Below are 19,295 nucleotides of genomic sequence, written 5' to 3'. Positions count from 1 at the left end.
AGAACGTTTAAAAACAAGAACTTTTGAAATTCAACCGTTAAGCAAAGTTTACATGGATTACTACCAGAGCCCAACACACGAACAGCGCTTTGATCTGGAAATTAAGAATAGCCAGTTCATTACCACGATTCGTCGCACCCGTGGTCGCGATGAAGCGAAGGCATTTATCGCGGACATGAACCAACGCTACCCAGACGCGAACCACAACTGTTGGGCGTTTGTCGCCGGCGCACCAAACAACGTACACCTTTGGGACCAAAGCGATGACGGCGAGCCCAAAGGCACCGCCGGCAAACCCATGTTAAACGTGCTACAGCATTCCAACTTTGGCGAGATCACCGTAGTGGTCACACGCTACTTCGGTGGCATCAAGCTGGGTGCTGGTGGCTTAGTACGCGCCTACAGCCAAGCCACTCAAGAAGCGTTAACGCAACTTGAATGGCAAGAAATTTACCCGCGTCAAAGCGTTGCCATAAAAATCGCCTACCCTATGTTAGGTAAGGTTGAATATTGGCTCGACAGTAGCGATATAGAAATAGAAGACAAACAATACTCAGCCGAGATTGAGCTCACGCTTGCGGTCATCGAACGCACGTGGCCAGAACAACGACAGGCCTTGATCGACATGTGTCAGGGCAATATCACGATTATTGAAAACGACAAAGAGTAGTTATGTACCAAATTGGACAACGTTGGAGCAGCCGGAACGAGCCTCAGCTAGGCATCGGCATTATTATTGATTTACAGCCAAAATCCTTTGTCTTGTACTTTTCTGATGCCGAGACTGAGCGCAACTATGCCGTCTCGCAAACCAGCCTAGTGCGCCGCACCCTAACGGTTGGCGATCAATTGATATTTGAAGACGAACCACACATCGTCGAAGAAGTACGTGAATTTGACGAACTGATGGAATACCGCATCGGTGATGAATGGGTCGACGAGTCCGAGATCCAGTTCCCACGCAACGATAAAAACGAGCTTGATGCTATTTTAGCGTTATCGCCTGCGCGTCGTATGTGGTTTGACCTGCGTCGTAAAACCCTTGAGCATCAAGCCATCCATGCCGCCAGCCCAGTGCGAGGTCTGATGGGCCTTAAGGCAGAACTGCTGCCTCACCAAATTTATCTTGCTCATGACATCGCCAAACGTCCTGAAGCGCGCGCCTTGCTGTGTGATGAAGTCGGTATGGGTAAAACCCTAGAAGCGGGTCTGATCCTGCACCACCGCGTGCTAAATGGCTTATCTGAGCGGGCACTGATTTTGACGCCAACCAACTTACAGCATCAGTGGTTGGTAGAAATGTTGCGCCGCTTTAACCAGCCGTTCACCTTGATCAACGAAACCGTCTACGAAGACTTTATGGAAGGTGACGACAATCCATTTGACGCCCAACCCTTTGTGATTGCGCCGATTGATTTCGTCTCTACCAATGGCAAAGCCGCCAAGCACATGCTGGCCTCTGAGTGGGATATGGTGATTGTCGATGAGGCTCACCACCTTGAGTGGGACCCAGAGACCCCAAGCATTGCTTACCAACTGGTACAGCACCTAGCCATGTCGACCGAGTCGGTATTACTACTTAGTGCAACCCCTGAGCAAACGGGCGAGCGTGAACACTTCTCGCGCTTACAGCTACTCGATCCAGAGCACTACCACAGCTTTGAGGTGTACCAAGCACAACAGGCTGAGTTCAAAAAGGCCGCTGAGCTGGCGGAGCAATTACTGCCTTACACCGATGCGAACAATAACCTGGCTGATCTGGATTGGTCCGATGTGTTTGCTGATTACGCGCACGACGTGCAAGCCAAAGATTGGTTTGTCGAGCTGTCTAGCGATGATAAAGCCAAACAAGCACAAGCCGCTGGCGACGCCGTCAACTGGCTAATCGACCGCCATGGCACGGGCCGCGAAATGTTCCGTAATACACGTGCCGCCATTGGTGGTTTCCCAGAGCGTAATCTTAATGTTTACCCACTGGCCAATAACGACACCTATGCTGAGAGCTCAGCCCATCATGTACTACCTGAATCACAGGTCAACGAAGGTCACTGGGAACAAGACCCTCGCTGGGAATGGCTAAAAGAATTCTTAGGCGATCAAAAAGTTGGCAGTAAGGTTCTGGTTATTTGTCATACCGCCGATATGGCGCAATGGCTGAATGATCAACTGACGTTTGCAGGTTTCCAAAGTGCCGACTTCCATGAACAGATGCCATTGATTCACCGTGATCGTGCTGCGGCCTACTTTGCTGACCCGGCAGGTGCACAAGTATTGGTCTGCTCAGAAATCGGTAGTGAAGGTCGTAACTTCCAGTTTAGCCACAACTTAGTGATGTACGACCTGCCTGAGCACCCAGATTTGCTCGAGCAGCGTATTGGTCGTCTCGACCGCCTTGGTCAACGCAATACTGTACAAATCCACGTGCCGTACTTGGAAAACAGTGTTCAAGAGCGCCTATACAAGTGGTATCACCTCGCTCTAAATGCGTTTAATCGCACCACAGGCTCAGGTGACAAAGTCAAATCTGCCTTCCAAGAGCAACTGCAAGCATTCTTGTACGGCAGTGATGAAGATGATGCTCTTTTAGACGAAGCGCACATCTACCATGAAGCCTTGCTCAAACAAATGGAAGAAGGACGTAACCGTCTATTAGAGCTATCATCGTGCCGTCCTGCTATTGCTCAAGCACTGATTGATCAGATTCAAGACGAAGAAACTCATGGCCTGCACGAATACATCGAACAAGTGACCCATGCGTTTAACATTCACGCCGAGTGTCTAAACGATGTGCCAGAGCTTGGGTCTTGGTTCATTCGCCCTTCGACAGATATGATGCTTGAAGCGCTACCGGGGATCGAAGAAGAAGGCAAAACCTTGATGCTGGATCGCCGCCAAGCAAGTCAGCGTGAAGATGTCGCCTTCGCGACTTGGGAGCACCCGCTTATCACCATGCTGATGGATGAAGTACAAGGCTTTGACTCAGGCAAGCTGACATCTGCGATTTTACCGATTGCCGCCCTGCCAGAAGGCACCGTACTGGTCGAAAGTATGTTCGTCATTGAAACCAGCGGCCATGCGCGTTTGAAACTTGCGCAATCTCTGCCTATGACGCCGATTTGGCAGCTTTCAGATGCCAATGGCAAGTTCTTGCACGGTCAATTTACGCCAGAAAAATGGGCCGAAAAGCTTAAAGGCGTGCCAAACCGAGTGGCCGAGCAGTGGGTCGCCGCGTTGCGTACTCAGCTTTTAGACATCTTGCAAGCGCACCAGCTTAGCGCTCAGGACCAAGCACGACCAACGGTCCATGCAGCGAAAGAGACTTATCAGCGCAAATGGCAGGCAGAGATTGATCGCTTACGCGAGCTACAGCAACAAAACCCGGCCATCAAGGACGAGCACATTGCCGAATTCGAGAGCAATCTTGAAGAAGGCTTGGCGCGCATTGATGAGCACCAAATCCGTTTGGATGGCATTCGTATTATCTTGACGACTAAGCCTGAGTAACGCGTCACGTGCTAGACATCTTGTACCAAGACGAATGGTTGGTCGTCGTTAATAAGCCCGCCAAATGTTTATCTGTGCCTGGTCGGGGCGCAGATAAACACGATTCAATTGTGACACGGGCACAAACCTTATTTGGCGAAGCCCATGCCATCCATCGTCTGGACTATGCCACATCAGGACTCATCTTGATTGCGCGCAGTTTGGAGTGCCAAAAGCGCATGTACGCACAGTTTCGTGAGCGCCATGTGCAAAAAGAATACCGCGCTATCGTACGCGGCCAACTGCAAGGTCAATGGGGAGAGGTGCGTAAACCTTTACGCTGTGATTGGGAGCGCCGTCCGCGACAAATGATCTGCACACAGTGGGGCAAAGATGCCATCACCCAGTGGACGCCACTAGGTTATGAAGATGGTCACACACGGGTTAGTCTCAAACCCATTACTGGCCGCTCGCATCAGCTTAGGGTACACATGCAAAGCCTAGGTCATCCAATCTTAGGCGACGAGTTTTATGATTGTGAGCCTACCCATGAAGATGAGCGCCTATTATTACATGCTTATCGAGTAGAGTTTTTTCACCCTTTCACTAACGCTTGGGTAAAGTTCGTCGCACCCTGTCCATTTTAAGACGCAGTAGCAAGCCAAGCTTGCTACTGCGTTACCCTCAATCTCTTAACCCTTACTGCTTAAGGGTGGCAATGAACGCATCCGATTCGTCGATCGCTTGGCTCATTTCATTGATCAAACCAGAGATATCGGTTTTCAGGCTGTTAAATTCACCTTTGATAGCGCTGATCGCCGCGGCATTAAGGTTGTGTTTAAGGTACAGCACGTTGTCGTTGAGCGTCGCTAAAACCGGATCCATTTTCGCTTCAGCTTGACGCATGCTACGAAGCAACTGGTTGAATTGTTGCTGAGTCTCTTTTAATTTCGCTTGGCTTGAGCGACGCAGACGGTCATTGGTGTACATATCCAATTCGTCTTGCCACTCGTCAAAAAGATCTTCTGCCACTTCTTGTACATCGTCGATCTGCTTCGATACACGCTCAGCGGCCTTTTTACTGTCTTGATAGTCGCTGTTTAGTTGAGAGTATACTTCTTCGTATTCTTGGCCTTCAAAGCCTGTCAATTCGACCAAGCGCTCGTAAGCCGACTGAAACTCTTCTTTACTGTCTTTTTGACCATCGCGCACATCTTCGACACGATCCACCAAGATATCGCGTTTATCAATGCCTACTTTTTCCAAAGCATTGTAGTAAGCGGTCTGGCAACCAGCTAACGTCAGCAAAAGCGTTGCGCCAGCTAGCTTGAATACAGTGGTTTTCATAATCTTGAGTTCCTTAATAAACGTATCAATCGTCATCATTTTTGCGGCTCTTGGGCACAATTACAACCATGCTCTATGAATAAAGCGTGCATTGCGCTTCACCTAGTGAGGTGATGACAGTAAACTGGGCGCTTTTTACACCAACAAGAAGTCACTATGTCCTTACCACCCTGCCCTAAATGTGCCTCAGAGTACGTTTACCAAGATCAAGAAAACTTTATCTGTCCTATGTGTTCTTATGAATGGCACCCAGATCAACTTAATGCCGACGATGAGGCACTGAACGTCAAAGATGCCAATGGCACACTGCTTGTAGAAGGCGATAAAGTAACGTTAGCAAAAGATGTGAAAGTAAAAGGCAGTTCCCAAGGCATTAAGATCGGCACCAAGGCCCTGATCAAACGCATTCGTGAAGGCAAAGACCATCAATTAGACTGCAAAGTCGATGGGCATGGGGAAATGTATATTACCGCTAAATTTGTCAAAAAAGCCTAGCGGGCGCTAAACCTTAATGTCGATCAGGGTGCCCAGCATGTCATCCGCAGCGCCAATCACTTTAGCATTGGCCTTGGCATTAAGCTCACTGATGTTAGCATTGACTAAGCCATCGCGAATCTCAGCGCCAGCATTGGTCGTGCCATTAGTGTTATTGACGCTGGCAAGCTGAGTGCTGGCCGACGCCACTTGGGCACTGGCTTGATCAAGATTATTTTGGCTGCGCTGTAGGCCCATTTGGCCGTAATTAAGCGCGCCAGAATTGGTAATTTGCATGCTGACACCTCACTCTTTAGCTTTTATCTTAACCATCTCGGCGATCACGTCTAGGTCTTTTTTGTAACTATTTGGCCGCCCTCATAGCGTTGCTGCCAGACTTTATGCGCTGCTTGATGAAGCATACTGTGGCGTTTAGCCACGACTTCATGCACATGGTCATAGCCACCGCCGATCACTCCCGCTAAGGGAATGCCAGCATCTAGTACGGTCTCCATCACGTATTGGTCCCGTGCAAAAATACCAGCATCGGTTAACTGAACATGTCCTAAACGGTCATCGCGATGCACATCAACGCCCGCATCGTAAAGTACAATATCTGGCTGATGTTGAGCCAGTAAGCTTGGCAAATGCGCTTGTAATATCGTCATATACTCATTGTCCCCTGCCCCCTTGGGCACAGCAATATCGATACCGCCAGGCTGCTTGGTCAACGGAAAGTTCTCTTCGCAATGCATAGATACCGCTATCACATTAGGCTGATTGGTAAAAAACGCCGCGGTACCATCCCCCTGATGCACATCACAATCAAAGATCATTACCTTGTTGGCTTGCCCTTTATTAATCAGCGCCAGTGCTGTGACCGCAAGATCGTTAAATATACAAAAGCCACTACCACGTTCAGGGAAAGCATGATGCGTTCCACCCGCTAAGTGACAGGCAAGCCCATGTTCAAGGGCTAAGTCCGCTGTTAGCAAGGTGCCCGATACGGCTCTAAGGGTTCGCTCTACCAGCCACTCACTCCACGGCAAACCAATGGCTTTTTGCTCTGCTTGGGTTAATTGGTCACGGATAAAGCGCTGCACATAATCAGGCTCATGGGCCTGCATTAAAGTCGTCAGTGACAAAGGCTTGGGGGTGTAACAGTTAGCGGACGTTAACATCCCAAGCTCGGTTAGATGCTCCGCCAGTAGGCGAAACTTGGGCATCGGAAAGCGATGACGCTCAGGAAAGGGAATACTGTAATGCGGGTGGTAAACAAGCGGTAGTTTCAAAGCAACGCACAAAATATCTTGGTTAAGGTGCGTCTACGATACCGTTATCGCTGCTTCGCCACCAGCAATTTGCGCACTGCTCGGTTAAACGCATCCACCAGATGCGGCGGAATGCCTTTACCACTTTCGGCGTTGACTTTTTGGATCGCGCGCATAGCACTCTTCTTGTACTCGTCACCCGACTTACCCCACACCACATCAATGAAGCGCACCGCCATGGCCAATACAAATGCCCCTTGCGGAATCATGCCACCGACCAAACCTTCAGGGTAACCAGTACCATCAAAGCGCTCTTTGTAGGAAATCACGATATCTGAAGCCTGATCCCAACCGTCATGCTTACTCAGTAACTGAGCACCGACCATAGGGTGATTAAGCTCTGCTTTGTGCTTCGCCGCTTCATCATCGCCACACTTTAATGTCATGGCCAGCCCCATATTGTGCATATAAGCCGCGGCTGATAATTGCGCACGATCGGTCGGATCTGCGCACTCACGGTTAATGATCTGGCACAGTTTTAAAATGCGCTCGCCGCGCTCAGGTGAGTAACCTAAAAGCTTATTTAAACGATAGCTAAAATGACGAAATTGCTCGATATCTGTTTCTTGCATGGGCGTATACTCGACACGCACTACCAGATCATCTTGTTTAGTAGATGGCTCTTCAGGTTCATTGTGCAAGGCAGCCAAGAGAGCCTCAGCCGCTTGCAAACGAAGATCGTGCTCTTCTAAAGCGTAGACTTGATCAAGCCCTGCTTGGAGCATATTGAGCAACGCCGTATCCGCACCATGAAACTGATGCAACTGACGCAACAAGGTTAAGACATGATCCAATACCGTATTGATCAATGCACCTAAAATGGAGTCGTAAGCGATGTAACCGCCGCGCATGCCATCGACAATTTCCTCTAAGCGGTGCAAAGCATCCACTAGCGGATCAAGAAAGCAAACTGAGCAATTGCCTTTCATGCTATGTAGCGAGCGAAACAACGTATCCAGCTTCTCATGAGAAAAGCCGGTTGCCTCGATATCATTGACGATGGTTTCAATTTCTAATTGCGCCTCTAGATAGCACTCAAGCAAGTCATCCTTGAGCTCCTTATCTAAGGCCGAGAAATCTTTACAAGCAAATTGCCCCATACCTTTTCCCACTTACGATCCGTTTGCAACTGTTGTCGCTTGATGACCATAATTGTAGATACAATCCTAAGACTAATGAACAAAATCAATGTATCTTTCTGAAACCACACACGTAACAAGGCTTTACAAATGAACGTTTGGTTAATGAAATCCGAGCCTGATGAATTTTCTATTCAGGACCTTTACCGTAAAGGTAGGGAAAACTGGGATGGCGTGCGCAATTTTCAAGCGCGCAATTACATGCGCGAGATGGCGCTAGGAGACTTGGTGCTGTTTTATCATTCCAGCTGTAAAACACCTGGCATCGTGGGCACAGCAACCGTCTCAAAAACCGCGCACCCTGATCCGAGTTGCTATAACCCTGAAAGCCCCTATTACGATGCTAAATCCAGCGCCAACAAACCGCGCTGGGATCAAGTAGAGCTGACCTTCGAGTCTATGTGTCAAGACACCATTAGTCTGCGCTATTTGAAGTCTTTACCCACAATGGCTGACTTCGAGCTAATCACTCGAAGCCGTCTGAGCGTTATGCCCGTCAAGCCGCCCTATTGGCAGGTGTTAGAACCCTTAGTGCGACAAACTCGCGATCTCTAGTGAAAGGCACGATCGCGCTGTTTAAGTGAATACACTCGATCAAAGAAATAGGTGACTTCAAGGCCTACATAAGGGAACGACAAATCTTCGCGGTCACTTATCACTGCCCCAAAGGCTAATTTCTGATCGTACTTTTCAGGCTGGATGTTACCCTCTATGCGCCAGCCGTGACTGTCATCATAGCGTTCGTGATACACCGCCAGACTGCGCTCGGTGTCTGGATACCAAATGGCACCAGCGCGTAGTGTGCGTACGCCATCAAACTCGTCTTCATACAGTTGGTAATTTGCATCAAGGGTGACGTCTTGGAAGTAGTACGCACCTAATAGATGCATGACCGCTGTACGCTCAGTATCAAACTCATCATCTCGAGCTTTCTTTTCTAATACCCCGACACCACCTCCGACGCGCCCAGAAGACATACGGTAAAAGCCAATGCCGTTGAATTCTGACATAGCATAATCTTCGTAATCCGGATCGTTAAACACGTATTCACTGTCCAAATTTAGCTGCCCAGTGAAAACTTGAGTAAATGGCATATTGATGGTGAGGTCCAAATTAAACATCGGTATGTCTTTGGCAATGCCACCGCCGATGCCGAGCTCGAAGTTAGGCAACTCTGTTTCAGCCATCAAGCTTGGCGAAACACCTAACAAACAAATAAAAAATGGAGATTTGAAGCACTTTATGGGGTTATTAAACACGTATTTGTTCCCTAAATGACCAGAATTTCAAAGAGTTCCGTTCGCATAAAAGCGACCTGCCCAAGAAAATCGTACAGACGTATCCTCACACCCTATGGGAATCAGACCAAAACCTCAATATAATGTGCGCCAAAGTCACACGACGCACAAATTATTAGGTTTACTGTTTACATGGCGAAAAAACTCTTTATCCAAACACACGGCTGTCAGATGAACGAATACGATTCATCACGCATGGCAGACCTATTGGGCGAATCTCACGAAATGGAGCTAACCGACAACGCAGAGGAAGCGGACGTCCTACTGTTAAATACTTGCTCGATTCGTGAAAAAGCGCAAGACAAGGTATACCATCAGCTTGGCCGTTGGAAAAAGCTGAAAGAGAAAAACCCTAATCTTAAAATCGGTGTGGGTGGCTGCGTGGCGTCTCAAGAAGGTGACAGCATCCGCAAACGTGCCAAGCACGTAGACATGATCTTTGGACCTCAAACACTGCATAAGCTACCAGAGATGGTCAATGCAGCGAACAATTCGATTCCGATCACAGATGTCACTTTCCCAGAAATTGAGAAGTTCGACCATCTACCGGCCCCTCGTGTCGAAGGCGCTGAAGCGTTTGTATCGGTTATGGAAGGTTGCAGCAAATACTGTACCTTCTGTGTTGTGCCTTACACACGCGGCGAAGAAGTCAGCCGTCACTTTGAAGACATCATGAAAGAAGTGTCACAACTGGCCGATCAGGGTGTGCGCGAAATTCATCTACTGGGCCAAAACGTTAACGCTTACCGTGGTGAAAATGCCGAAGGCGACGAAATGGATTTGGCAGATGTTATTCACGCTACAGCTCGTATTCCGGGCATTGAGCGCATCCGCTTTACCACGTCGCACCCAGTTGAGTTTACCGACAGCCTAATCGAAGCGTTCCGCACCGAGCCGAAGCTTGTCAGCCACCTACATTTACCGGTGCAGAGCGGTTCAGATGCCGTATTAGCCGGTATGAAGCGTGGTCACGGGCGTCAGTTCTACATTGATAAGATCAATCAGATTAAAGAAGCGCGCCCTGGTATCAGCTTGTCGTCTGATTTCATCATTGGCTTCCCTGGTGAAACCGATGAGGACTTCGTTGATACAATGAATCTGATTCAAGAAATTGGCTTCGATCACTCGTTTAGCTTTGTCTACAGCCAACGCCCTGGTACGCCAGCGTCTAACTTAGAAGACGAAACACCTGAAGACGTGAAGAAACAGCGCTTGGCCATTTTGCAACGCCGTATTAGCCAACAAGCCTTCGACATTAGCCTAAGTATGGTCGGCAATATTGAGCGCATTTTGGTCAGCGGCTACTCGCCACGTGATCCAGGCCAGCTTCAAGGCCGTACAGAAAACAACCGCATCGTTAACTTCAGAGCGGATGACCCACGCCTGATCGGTAAATTTGCCGACGTGGTCATCACAGACGCCTACTCTAACTCTCTACTTGGTGAGTTCGTTGGCTCTGAACTTGATGCAGATTTCGAATTAACTAAATAAGGTCTATCTTGGACAAACAATCCGCAATATCCCAACAAATTCGTCTGGAGCCTGCTGAGGCTCCAGCATTGGCCGCCCTTTGCGGTCAATTCGATGAACATTTAAAACAAATCGAGCAACGCTTAAACTTATCGATTTCCCACCGTGGTGAACTGTTTGAAATCACCGGTGAAGACAGCGAGCGTGTCGCTGCAACGAAAACGCTACTCGAGAGCATTTATCGTGAAGCCCTAGCGCAAAAAGAAATCACTAAAGAAGCGATCCACCTATACCTGCAAGAGTCAGCGATCGAAGCGCTGTCAAAAGGTAAAGAAGAGCGTGGCCAAGTGGTGATTAAAACCCGTAAGGCTTTTATCAAGCCTAAAGGCCAAAACCAACAAAGTTACGTGCAAAAGGTTCGCCAGCACGACATTAACTTTGGTATCGGGCCTGCCGGTACGGGTAAAACCTACCTTGCGGTGGCTTGTGCGGTCGAAGCTTTAGAAGCGGACAAAGTCGAGCGTATCATGTTGGTACGTCCAGCCGTGGAAGCCGGTGAAAAACTGGGCTTCTTACCAGGGGACTTATCGCAAAAAATCGACCCATACTTACGTCCGCTATACGATGCTTTGTATGAAATGCTGGGCTTTGAGTTAGTCGATAAGCTGATCGAGAAAAACGTCATCGAAATCGCACCGCTAGCCTTTATGCGTGGTCGTACACTGAATAACTCTTTCATCATTCTGGATGAAAGTCAGAACACCACCCGCGAACAGATGAAAATGTTTTTGACGCGTATCGGCTTTGGCTCTACTGCAGTGATCACCGGTGACCGCACCCAGGTCGACTTACCACGCGGCACCAACTCTGGTTTGGCGCATGCCCTACACGTTTTAAATGGCGTAAATGGTATCAGCATTACTAACTTCTCAGCCTCTGACGTGGTTCGCCACCCATTGGTGCAACGCATCGTAGAAGCATACGACAAGTATGATGAAGAAGCAGAAGCCGAGCGCAAAGAGAAAGAAGCACAACGCAAAGCTGAGCGCGAACAAGCCCAGCAAGCAGATCAAGGTAACTAACGGTGAGTGAACTGTATCTAGACCTCCAGCTTGCTTGTGAAGAGCAAGCTGACTTACCTAGTGAGGCTGAGCTTCACGCGTGGGCATTTGCTGCGTTGCCGCAAGGCGAAGAGTTTGAAATCACCATCCGCATCGTTGACGAAGACGAAAGCCAAACGCTCAATCATGAGTATCGCGGTAAAGACAAACCAACGAATGTGTTGTCCTTCCCTTTTGAGGTACCTGAAGGAATTGAGCTACCGCTATTAGGAGATTTGGTGATTTGCCGTCAAGTGGTCGAGCGCGAAGCACTTGAGCAACAAAAGCCCCTTCTGCACCACTGGGCTCATATGGTCGTACATGGCGTGTTGCATTTGCGCGGCTATGATCATATAAAGGATGATGAAGCAGAGGAAATGGAAGCATTGGAAACACACATCCTAGCTTCTTTGTCGATTCCTGACCCCTATATTGTAAACGAGTGAGTTTCACTACTATGAGCGAAGACCGATCGGGAAGTTCTAACGATCAACAGAAATCTTGGTTTGAACGTTTAGCGCAAGCCTTTCATGACGAGCCGCGTAACCGTGGAGACATCATTGAGTTGCTACAGACAGCCGTAAAGTCTGAAGTAATTGACCGTGATGCCTACACCATTGTTGAGGGCGCTCTAGAAGTGTCCGAAGTACAAGCCCGTGACATCATGATCCCGCCGTCACAGATGATTGTCATCAAATCCGAAGACGACCCTAAAACCTCTATCCGTAAAGTCATTGATTCGTCCCATTCACGTTTTCCTGTCGTGGGCGAAGACTCGGATGAAATTTTAGGGGTACTGCTGGCCAAAGATCTACTTCCTTTGCTATTCAAAGACGGTGACATCACTCTTGATGACATTCTAGATCGCTTACGTCCTGCAAACTTTATCCCAGAATCAAAACGCCTTAATGTACTGCTTAATGAATTTCGTACCAAGCGCTACCATATGGCGATAGTACTAGACGAGTACGGCAGTGTGTCCGGTCTGGTCACCATCGAAGATGTGCTGGAGCAGATCGTAGGCGAAATCGAAGACGAAACTGACCGCCTAGAAAACGAAGACATTCAAGCAACAGACAAAGAAGGGATTTTCTCAGTACCTGCGCTAGTGTCTGTAGAAGACTTCAATGAGTTCTTTGATGCTCATATTAGCGAAGAAGAATTCGACACCATTGGTGGTATTATCGTGCAGCAGTTTGGCCATGTACCAACCCGCGGTGAAGAGATCACCTTTGAAAACTTCCACTTCAATGTCGTGAAGTCAGACGGTCGCCGTGTCAAAACACTGCAAGTCAGCAAAGTTAAAGAAGACTCAATTTTATAATATGAATCAAAACGCCACCTCTTTCACAGCGGATGTTACGGGGTGGCGCTTACGCCTCCTGAGCTTTTCTCAGCAGCATCCCAAGCTTAATTACCTCATCCTCTTTTTACTCGGTGCCTGCGGCACGTTAAGCTTTGCCCCGTTCTATTTCTGGCCTAGCTATCTAGTTGGCATTGGTTATCTGTTTTTAAGCCTAATGCTGGCAAAAGACCGTAAACAAGCCTTTGCCTGCGCCGTTAGCTTTGCCCTAGGTTTATTTAGCGCAGGGGTCTCTTGGGTCTACATCAGTGTGGCTAACTTTGGCCAAGTAGGCCTAGTAATCGCCGCTCTTATTACCTTTGGCTTGATCTTGGCCGCGTCACTCTACTGGGGCGTATTTGGCTACGTATTTTTTCGCCTCAACGAGCGTTTGCCCATCAAGTTCATGCCGTTTTTGTTTATCGCGTCACTACTTGGGTTCGAATGGCTGCGCAGCTGGTTATTTACTGGCTTTCCATGGTTATTGCCGGGCTATATCGTGGAAGCCAGCTGGCTGTTTGAATGGCTTCCAATCGGTGGCATTTGGTTTGTTAGCGCTGTTTGTCTGCTAAGCGGTGTGGCTGTGGCCCAAGCACTCATCTGCCGCCAATATCGTTGGGCCAGCTTCGCTGGATTACTTTGGCTAGCCGCTGGGGTCTTATCCATGATATCCCCATCGTTTGTCAGCCCGACTGAGACGCAACGTGTCACCTTGGTGCAAGGCAATGTCGCCCAAGACCAAAAATGGCTCTCTGAAACAGCCCAGCAAACCCTTAGCTTTTACCAGCAGGCAACCCTTGAAAACCTTGATAGTGATATTGTTATCTGGCCTGAGACCGCTATCACTTATCTACAACATCAAGTAAAACCATTTTTTGAACGCTTTGGTGAGCAACTTGCAGACGAAGAGACGACCTTAATCACGGGTGTGCCCGTCTATGACCCGCGCCGTGAAGCGTACTTCAATGGCGTCTGGGCACTTGGCAACGGTTTTGGCTTGTACGAGAAGCAAAAGCTCGTCCCGTTTGGTGAGTACGTGCCACTAGCACAGTGGTTTGGTCCTATTTTTGACCTATTTGGCATGCCTATGTCTCAGTTCAAAAAAGGCCCTGCCAATCAGCCAACTTTACAGGCAGGTGAAATCAGCGTCGCGCCTTTTATTTGCTATGAGGTGGTTTACCCTGAACTGGTACGCAGTATGGTCCGCGACAGCGATGTATTACTCACGATCAGCAACGATGCTTGGTTTGGTGACTCTATCGGTCCCCTACAGCACCTTCAGATCGCGCAATTTCGTGCTAAAGAGTCAGGTCGCTATATGATTCGCGCCACCAATAATGGTGTAACCGCGATCATTAATGAGCGAGGTGAGATTGAGCAACGCTTGCCACAATTCACCCAAGCCGTGCTAAACGCTGAGGTTAAAGGCATGCAAGGCAATACCCCGTATGTGTTGTATGGCAACTTGGGGCTCTGGTTACTTTTAGCCGCGATGGCTATGTTGGCGAGCTTACCGCAGCAAGCCCGCCATAGAGTTAAAACACCCTAAGCACTATTTGTACTACTCGCCTTGATAGTACATCAAGCCGTAATGACACACCTCACAGGTGGCCAAGGTGCCACCTGGGTGGGTGTTTTCGTGCCCACAGTCCATACAAATGTAGCGCCCAGCTTGCGCCTCTTTGCCTGCCACAGAGCATTGCTCTAGGGGCACTGGATTATTGTTGGCGTGGTTGATCAGCCATAGCAGCGCAGCATCTTCCCGACGATCTAAGTCCTCGACAAGTTCTTCACTTTCGTCTTGCACCAAGTGCCAGTTGGCATCGATCCATGCTTCGGTGTAGCCCATCTTATCGTGCCAATACGCCTTCACTAGCTCCACATCTTCCAAGAACCAGTTCTTCGCACCAACTAAGGTTTTCTTAGCTTCTTCGACCAAATCTAGGTCTTGATCTGAATCTTTTTTCATAGAATGTACAACTCCATCATTATGCGCCTTCTATTGTGCGCCCCATCTATATAAAATAGCGGATATTTCAATTTTCTGTTGGCGAAATTTAGCCGCCGAGCGCAGCGATTCCATCATTAACGTTTTACTACGTATTGAGACGCCAAACAAACTTAACGCCTATAACGGGATGAGCAAAGCACATGCAAGAACAATATAGTCCGCAGCAAATCGAAACTGCTGCACAAAGCTATTGGGACGAAAACAAAGTATTTAAAGCCGTGGCAGACTCAAGCAAAGAGAAATACTACTGCCTATCTATGTTCCCTTACCCAAGTGGTCGACTCCACATGGGCCATGTGCGTAACTACACCATCGGTGATGTGATCTCTCGCTACCAGCGTATGCTGGGTAAAAATGTAATGCAACCAATGGGTTGGGACGCATTTGGTATGCCTGCGGAAAACGCGGCGATCAAAAACAAAACCGCGCCAGCCAAATGGACCGATGAAAACATCGCCTACATGAAAGGCCAGCTGAAAAAGCTCGGTTTTGGCTACGACTGGGACCGTGAAATTGCCACCTGTAAACCTGAATACTACAAGTGGGAACAATGGTTCTTCACTCAGTTAGTGGAGAAAGGCCTAGCGTACAAAAAGACGTCTGCAGTGAACTGGTGTCCAGAAGACCAAACCGTACTGGCCAACGAGCAAGTTGAAGACGGTGGTTGCTGGCGTTGTGGCACACAAGTTGTGCGCAAACACATCCCCCAGTGGTTTATTAAAATCACGGATTACGCAGAAGAACTGCTGAACGACCTTGATCAGCTAGATGGCTGGCCAGAAAAAGTTAAGGCGATGCAGCGTAACTGGATCGGTCGTTCTGAAGGTCTAGAGTTCAGCTTTGCTGTAGAAGGCAAAGAAGAGCGCGTATCGGTTTACACGACACGCCCTGACACCGTTATGGGTGTGACCTACTTGGCGGTGGCAGCAACGCACCCGCTAGCGCTTGAAGCTTCTGAAACCAATGCCGATCTTGCTGCCTTCATCGAAGAAAGCAAACATTCTTCTACTACCGAGGCTGATCTTGCGACGGTTGAGAAAAAAGGTATGGATACCGGCTTTAAGGCCGTACACCCTATCACCGGTGAATCGGTTCCAGTTTATGCAGCCAACTTCGTATTGATGGATTACGGTTCTGGTGCGGTCATGTCTGTACCCGCCCACGATCAACGCGACTACGAATTTGCAGAGAAATACGGTCTACCAGTTAAACAAGTGATCCAACCTGCGGGTGACGAAGCCATTGATCTCGCAAAAGAAGCCTTCACTGAAAAAGGTATTCTTTGCAACTCTGGTCAATTCGATGGCCTAGATTTCACTGCTGCATTCGATGCCATTGCAGCCTTCATGACCGAGCAAGGCATTGGTGAGCGTAAGGTAAATTACCGTCTACGTGACTGGGGTGTAAGTCGTCAGCGTTACTGGGGCGCGCCGATCCCAACGATCAACCTTGAAGATGGCACAGTGGTTACTACACCGCATGACCAACTGCCAGTTGAATTGCCTACCGAAGTGGTTATGGACGGTGTGAATTCACCGATCAAGAATAACCCTGAGTTCTCGGCAACGACTTACAATGGCCAGCCAGCTGAGCGTGAAACAGATACCTTCGATACCTTTATGGAATCGTCTTGGTACTTCGCACGCTACTGCTGCCCAGAGTCTGACGATGCTATGCTAACCGAAGAAGCCAACTACTGGCTTCCTGTTGACCAATACATCGGTGGTGTTGAGCACGCTATTTTGCACTTGCTATACGCGCGTTTCTTCCACAAATTGCTACGCGATGCGGGTCTTGTAACGTCTGACGAGCCATTTAAGCGCCTATTAACGCAAGGCATGGTAAACAAAGACGGTACTAAGATGTCGAAATCTAAGGGCAACACCGTTGACCCACAAGAGATGATCGAGAAATACGGTGCCGACACAGTACGTCTGTTCATCATGTTTACTGCGCCACCAGAGCAATCTCTAGAGTGGAACGATGCAGGTGTCGATGGTGCTTCTCGCTTCCTACGTCGTCTATGGTCACTTGCATATCGCCACAATAATGCTGGCACAGTAGGTCAACTAGATGTCGAAGCGTTAAACGGTGACCAGAAAGCACTGCGTCGTAAAACCCATGAAACCATTGGTAAAGTCAGTGACGATATCGAGCGTCGCCAGACTTTCAACACTGCTATCGCGGCCGTGATGGAACTGTGCAACGAGATCAGCAAATTTGAAGACCAATCAGAGCTGGGTCTAGCAGTTGAGCGCGAAGCACTCGAAGCAGCCATCCTATTGCTGTCGCCGATCGTGCCACACATTGCGCACCAGCTTTGGCAAGAGCTTGGCCACGGTGACAACGTGGTGAATGCGCCTTGGCCTCAAGTAGACGAAGCGGCGTTGGTCAAAGATGAACTGACCATCGTGGTTCAAGTACTTGGTAAAAAGCGTGCGGAAATGACCGTATCAGCCAAGGCTGATAACAAAGAAGTGGAAGCACAAGCATTGGCTAACCCAAATGTACAGAAGTTCATCGAAGGTAAGACAGTACGTAAAGTCATTGTCGTACCGGGACGTCTGGTTAACATTGTCGCCAACTAAGTGACGACAAAGGGTGGCTCAGGCCACCCTTTTTATTAAGGAATTTCTATGATTTTACAAGCACGTACCATTGGGTTATTAGGCGTATTGATGCTGGCATTGTTGATGACTGCCTGTGGTTTTCACCTTCGTGGTGAAGTCAATATTCCACCTCAACTACAAACTCTGACATTGTCTCTTGATAGCGGCTCAGCAGAGTTTAACCGAGACCTTCGCATTGCCTTAGCCAAAGCGGGGATTAATATTGTCGAAGGTGAACCGACCGCTGACCTGTATCAGCTCAAAGTTAATCCTATCAGCTCAAGTGATACGGTTATGGCCCGTGCCAGTGACAACGACGTGACGCAAGTAGAGCGTCGCATCAGCGCCATTTACTTTATTCGTGATGAACAAGGCAAAGCACTTTGGGGCCCGCGCACCATCAGTACGTCTATCATGCTGAATAACCAAGATGCTGAGCAAAGTGTCAAAGCCGCCTACAACAACGAGCAAATGCGTCGCGCGGGCAGTCTACTGGCCAATGAGCTTCTTTACGATTTGAATTACGCGCCACTATAACGATGAAGATTCGCCCAGACCAACTTAATCAAGCACTCGAAAAACAGCTACAGCCACTTTATATTGTCTCTGGCGATGAAGTGCTTTTAATGCAAGAAGCCTGTGATGCGGTGCGCAAAGCGGCCGCTCACCATGGCATTGAAGAGCGCCTGCGTTTTGTCGCCGACGCTCAATTTGATTGGCAAGAGGTGATCAACGAGCTACAAGCCTTGTCACTGTTCTCGACACGGCGCTTGTTTGATATCCAAATTGATAAACTGGGCGAAAAACACAGCAAAGCGCTGGCGCAAGTTGCACAGCATCTTAATGGTGACAATGTACTGTTGCTAACGCTACCTAAAGTAGATGCTCGCACCCAAAAAGCCAAATGGTTTAGCCAGCTAGAGCAGCAAGGCGCTTTTGTCCAAGTCTGGCCGATTGATGCCAATCGCTTGCCTGCATGGCTACAGCAGCGCGCGAAAGCCCTTAACCTTACGCTTTCACGCGATGCGGCGAGCATAATGTGTGAGCGTGGTGAAGGTAACCTGCTAGCGCTTTCTCAAGAGCTCGAAAAGCTTCTGTTGAGCCACGGACCTGGGACACAGCTAGACGCTCAAACCATCGAAGAATCGGTTGCCGACTCTAGTCGTTATACGGTCTATGATTTGAGCGATCGCCTACTGACGGGCAAAGTAAAAGAGGCCTTGCACTGCTTGCACCAATTACGTGCAGAAGGTATCGAAGACAGCATCTTGCTCTGGCTGTTTAACCGTGAACTTAGCACGCTTAGTCAATTGGGTCATATGGCCAGCCAACAAGGTTTTCGCCAAGCCTGTCAGCAGCTGCGCATCTGGGATAAGCGCATTCCAATTTATGAAAGTGCTTACAGCCGCCATTCTGGTAATTCTCTAGCGTACATGCAGCGCTATATCGCGCTTCTGGACCAAAGCATTAAGGGTCTTGATGGCCCCGATATCGAACTGGGCTTTCGCAATCTAGCTTTGATGTTTTGTGGCATCAAACCCGTCGCTACCGAATTAGATCGCGCCACACTGACCTAAGCCAAGCCTCCCCTAAACAGTGCACCCATCATTTGACGCGCACTGAAAAGCAACCTAAGTTTACAAAAACCCAACAGGCCATGAAGCCCATGGCCCATACACTAACCTAATACA

General features: G+C 48.7%; 19 protein-coding genes. 13 read left to right on the top strand and 6 right to left on the bottom strand.

All coding sequences use genetic code 11. The features are described from left to right. Positions 1-52: 52 nt before the first annotated feature. From JQX58_RS01220 to JQX58_RS01210, 3 genes are read left to right on the top strand one after another with little or no spacing between them, the layout of a single operon-like run. Entirely contained in the window at positions 53-670 is a 618-nt protein-coding gene (locus tag JQX58_RS01220; RefSeq protein WP_204145008.1) for a YigZ family protein, read from the top strand. A gap of 2 nt (positions 671-672) precedes the next feature. Beyond that, the gene (rapA, locus tag JQX58_RS01215; protein ID WP_204145007.1) at positions 673-3,504 is read left to right on the top strand and encodes an RNA polymerase-associated protein RapA; all 2,832 of its coding nucleotides are present in this window, start codon (positions 673-675) and stop codon (positions 3,502-3,504) included. Between the two features lie 8 nt (positions 3,505-3,512). Then, the gene (locus tag JQX58_RS01210) at positions 3,513-4,130 is read left to right on the top strand and encodes a pseudouridine synthase (RefSeq protein ID WP_204145006.1); all 618 of its coding nucleotides are present in this window, start codon (positions 3,513-3,515) and stop codon (positions 4,128-4,130) included. A gap of 52 nt (positions 4,131-4,182) precedes the next feature. Here the strand turns inward: JQX58_RS01210 and JQX58_RS01205 are convergent, their stop codons facing one another. Further along, a complete protein-coding gene (locus tag JQX58_RS01205) occupies positions 4,183-4,830 on the bottom strand; it encodes a DUF2959 domain-containing protein (protein WP_204145005.1) in 648 nt (215 codons plus the stop codon). A gap of 156 nt (positions 4,831-4,986) precedes the next feature. On the opposite strand from JQX58_RS01205, the gene JQX58_RS01200 reads away from it, so the two are divergent. Next, complete coding sequence (locus tag JQX58_RS01200; protein ID WP_204145004.1) at positions 4,987-5,325, top strand: zinc ribbon domain-containing protein YjdM; 339 nt, start codon at positions 4,987-4,989, stop codon at positions 5,323-5,325. A gap of 6 nt (positions 5,326-5,331) precedes the next feature. Here JQX58_RS01200 and JQX58_RS01195 read toward each other — a convergent pair whose 3' ends face one another. The 3 genes from JQX58_RS01195 to JQX58_RS01185 are packed head-to-tail and all read right to left on the bottom strand — an operon-like array spanning position 5,332 to position 7,735. Continuing rightward, positions 5,332-5,601, bottom strand: coding sequence for a hypothetical protein (locus tag JQX58_RS01195; RefSeq protein ID WP_204145003.1), 270 nt, complete (start codon positions 5,599-5,601; stop codon positions 5,332-5,334). Between the two features lie 50 nt (positions 5,602-5,651). After that, positions 5,652-6,596 (bottom strand): histone deacetylase family protein, encoded by a 945-nt coding sequence (locus JQX58_RS01190; RefSeq protein WP_239090114.1) that lies wholly within the window; start codon positions 6,594-6,596, stop codon positions 5,652-5,654. 44 nt (positions 6,597-6,640) lie between these two features. Beyond that, complete coding sequence (locus tag JQX58_RS01185; protein ID WP_204145002.1) at positions 6,641-7,735, bottom strand: HD domain-containing phosphohydrolase; 1,095 nt, start codon at positions 7,733-7,735, stop codon at positions 6,641-6,643. A 129-nt stretch (positions 7,736-7,864) separates the two neighbouring features. Between JQX58_RS01185 and JQX58_RS01180 the strand changes: the two genes are divergently transcribed. Next, positions 7,865-8,329: an EVE domain-containing protein gene (locus tag JQX58_RS01180; protein WP_204145001.1), complete on the top strand. Its 465-nt coding sequence runs from the start codon at positions 7,865-7,867 to the stop codon at positions 8,327-8,329. On the opposite strand, the gene JQX58_RS01175 is transcribed toward JQX58_RS01180, so the two are convergent. Then, positions 8,326-8,961: a hypothetical protein gene (locus JQX58_RS01175; RefSeq protein WP_204145000.1), complete on the bottom strand. Its 636-nt coding sequence runs from the start codon at positions 8,959-8,961 to the stop codon at positions 8,326-8,328. The two genes, JQX58_RS01180 and JQX58_RS01175, sit on opposite strands and share 4 nt — an antisense overlap. A 243-nt stretch (positions 8,962-9,204) precedes the next feature. Here JQX58_RS01175 and miaB point away from each other — a divergent pair, with 243 nt between their 5' ends. The 5 genes from miaB to lnt are packed head-to-tail and all read left to right on the top strand — an operon-like array spanning position 9,205 to position 14,533. Beyond that, positions 9,205-10,563, top strand: a complete 1,359-nt coding sequence (gene miaB / locus JQX58_RS01170) for a tRNA (N6-isopentenyl adenosine(37)-C2)-methylthiotransferase MiaB (RefSeq protein ID WP_204144999.1) — start codon at positions 9,205-9,207, stop codon at positions 10,561-10,563. An 8-nt stretch (positions 10,564-10,571) separates the two neighbouring features. Then, positions 10,572-11,624: a PhoH family protein gene (locus JQX58_RS01165; RefSeq protein ID WP_204144998.1), complete on the top strand. Its 1,053-nt coding sequence runs from the start codon at positions 10,572-10,574 to the stop codon at positions 11,622-11,624. A 2-nt stretch (positions 11,625-11,626) separates the two neighbouring features. After that, positions 11,627-12,088 (top strand): rRNA maturation RNase YbeY, encoded by a 462-nt coding sequence (gene ybeY, locus JQX58_RS01160; protein ID WP_204144997.1) that lies wholly within the window; start codon positions 11,627-11,629, stop codon positions 12,086-12,088. An 11-nt stretch (positions 12,089-12,099) separates the two neighbouring features. Beyond that, a complete protein-coding gene (locus JQX58_RS01155) occupies positions 12,100-12,966 on the top strand; it encodes an HlyC/CorC family transporter (RefSeq protein ID WP_204144996.1) in 867 nt (288 codons plus the stop codon). Position 12,967: 1 nt separating this feature from the next. Further along, positions 12,968-14,533: an apolipoprotein N-acyltransferase gene (lnt, locus tag JQX58_RS01150; RefSeq protein WP_204144995.1), complete on the top strand. Its 1,566-nt coding sequence runs from the start codon at positions 12,968-12,970 to the stop codon at positions 14,531-14,533. Between the two features lie 12 nt (positions 14,534-14,545). Here the strand turns inward: lnt and JQX58_RS01145 are convergent, their stop codons facing one another. Beyond that, positions 14,546-14,953, bottom strand: coding sequence for a type 2 periplasmic-binding domain-containing protein (locus JQX58_RS01145; protein ID WP_204144994.1), 408 nt, complete (start codon positions 14,951-14,953; stop codon positions 14,546-14,548). Between the two features lie 182 nt (positions 14,954-15,135). Between JQX58_RS01145 and leuS the strand changes: the two genes are divergently transcribed. From leuS to holA, 3 genes are read left to right on the top strand one after another with little or no spacing between them, the layout of a single operon-like run. After that, positions 15,136-17,583 carry a leucine--tRNA ligase gene (leuS, locus tag JQX58_RS01140; protein ID WP_204144993.1) on the top strand — a complete coding sequence of 816 codons (2,448 nt, stop codon included), beginning with the start codon at positions 15,136-15,138 and terminating at the stop codon, positions 17,581-17,583. 48 nt (positions 17,584-17,631) lie between these two features. After that, complete coding sequence (locus tag JQX58_RS01135; protein WP_204144992.1) at positions 17,632-18,141, top strand: LPS-assembly lipoprotein LptE; 510 nt, start codon at positions 17,632-17,634, stop codon at positions 18,139-18,141. Positions 18,142-18,143: 2 nt separating this feature from the next. After that, positions 18,144-19,181, top strand: a complete 1,038-nt coding sequence (holA, locus tag JQX58_RS01130; RefSeq protein ID WP_204144991.1) for a DNA polymerase III subunit delta — start codon at positions 18,144-18,146, stop codon at positions 19,179-19,181. The last annotated feature ends 114 nt before the right edge of the window (positions 19,182-19,295 follow it).

The organism is Marinomonas ostreistagni (assembly GCF_016888445.1).
In the GTDB taxonomy this organism is placed as follows: domain Bacteria; phylum Pseudomonadota; class Gammaproteobacteria; order Pseudomonadales; family Marinomonadaceae; genus Marinomonas; species Marinomonas ostreistagni.
Note: the sequence above shows the minus strand (reverse complement) of the source record. Positions and strands in the feature narration are given on the sequence as shown.

Coding starts and splice junctions, on each gene's coding strand:
- JQX58_RS01155 (WP_204144996.1), top strand. CDS start 12,100: ATGAGCGAAGACCGATCGGGAAGTTCTAACGATCAACAGAAATCTTGG.
- JQX58_RS01135 (WP_204144992.1), top strand. CDS start 17,632: ATGATTTTACAAGCACGTACCATTGGGTTATTAGGCGTATTGATGCTG.
- JQX58_RS01175 (WP_204145000.1), bottom strand. CDS start 8,961: ATGGCTGAAACAGAGTTGCCTAACTTCGAGCTCGGCATCGGCGGTGGC.
- JQX58_RS01200 (WP_204145004.1), top strand. CDS start 4,987: ATGTCCTTACCACCCTGCCCTAAATGTGCCTCAGAGTACGTTTACCAA.
- JQX58_RS01220 (WP_204145008.1), top strand. CDS start 53: ATGGATTACTACCAGAGCCCAACACACGAACAGCGCTTTGATCTGGAA.
- holA (WP_204144991.1), top strand. CDS start 18,144: ATGAAGATTCGCCCAGACCAACTTAATCAAGCACTCGAAAAACAGCTA.
- JQX58_RS01205 (WP_204145005.1), bottom strand. CDS start 4,830: ATGAAAACCACTGTATTCAAGCTAGCTGGCGCAACGCTTTTGCTGACG.
- rapA (WP_204145007.1), top strand. CDS start 673: ATGTACCAAATTGGACAACGTTGGAGCAGCCGGAACGAGCCTCAGCTA.
- lnt (WP_204144995.1), top strand. CDS start 12,968: ATGAATCAAAACGCCACCTCTTTCACAGCGGATGTTACGGGGTGGCGC.
- leuS (WP_204144993.1), top strand. CDS start 15,136: ATGCAAGAACAATATAGTCCGCAGCAAATCGAAACTGCTGCACAAAGC.
- JQX58_RS01180 (WP_204145001.1), top strand. CDS start 7,865: ATGAACGTTTGGTTAATGAAATCCGAGCCTGATGAATTTTCTATTCAG.
- miaB (WP_204144999.1), top strand. CDS start 9,205: ATGGCGAAAAAACTCTTTATCCAAACACACGGCTGTCAGATGAACGAA.
- JQX58_RS01195 (WP_204145003.1), bottom strand. CDS start 5,601: ATGCAAATTACCAATTCTGGCGCGCTTAATTACGGCCAAATGGGCCTA.
- JQX58_RS01185 (WP_204145002.1), bottom strand. CDS start 7,735: ATGGGGCAATTTGCTTGTAAAGATTTCTCGGCCTTAGATAAGGAGCTC.
- JQX58_RS01145 (WP_204144994.1), bottom strand. CDS start 14,953: ATGAAAAAAGATTCAGATCAAGACCTAGATTTGGTCGAAGAAGCTAAG.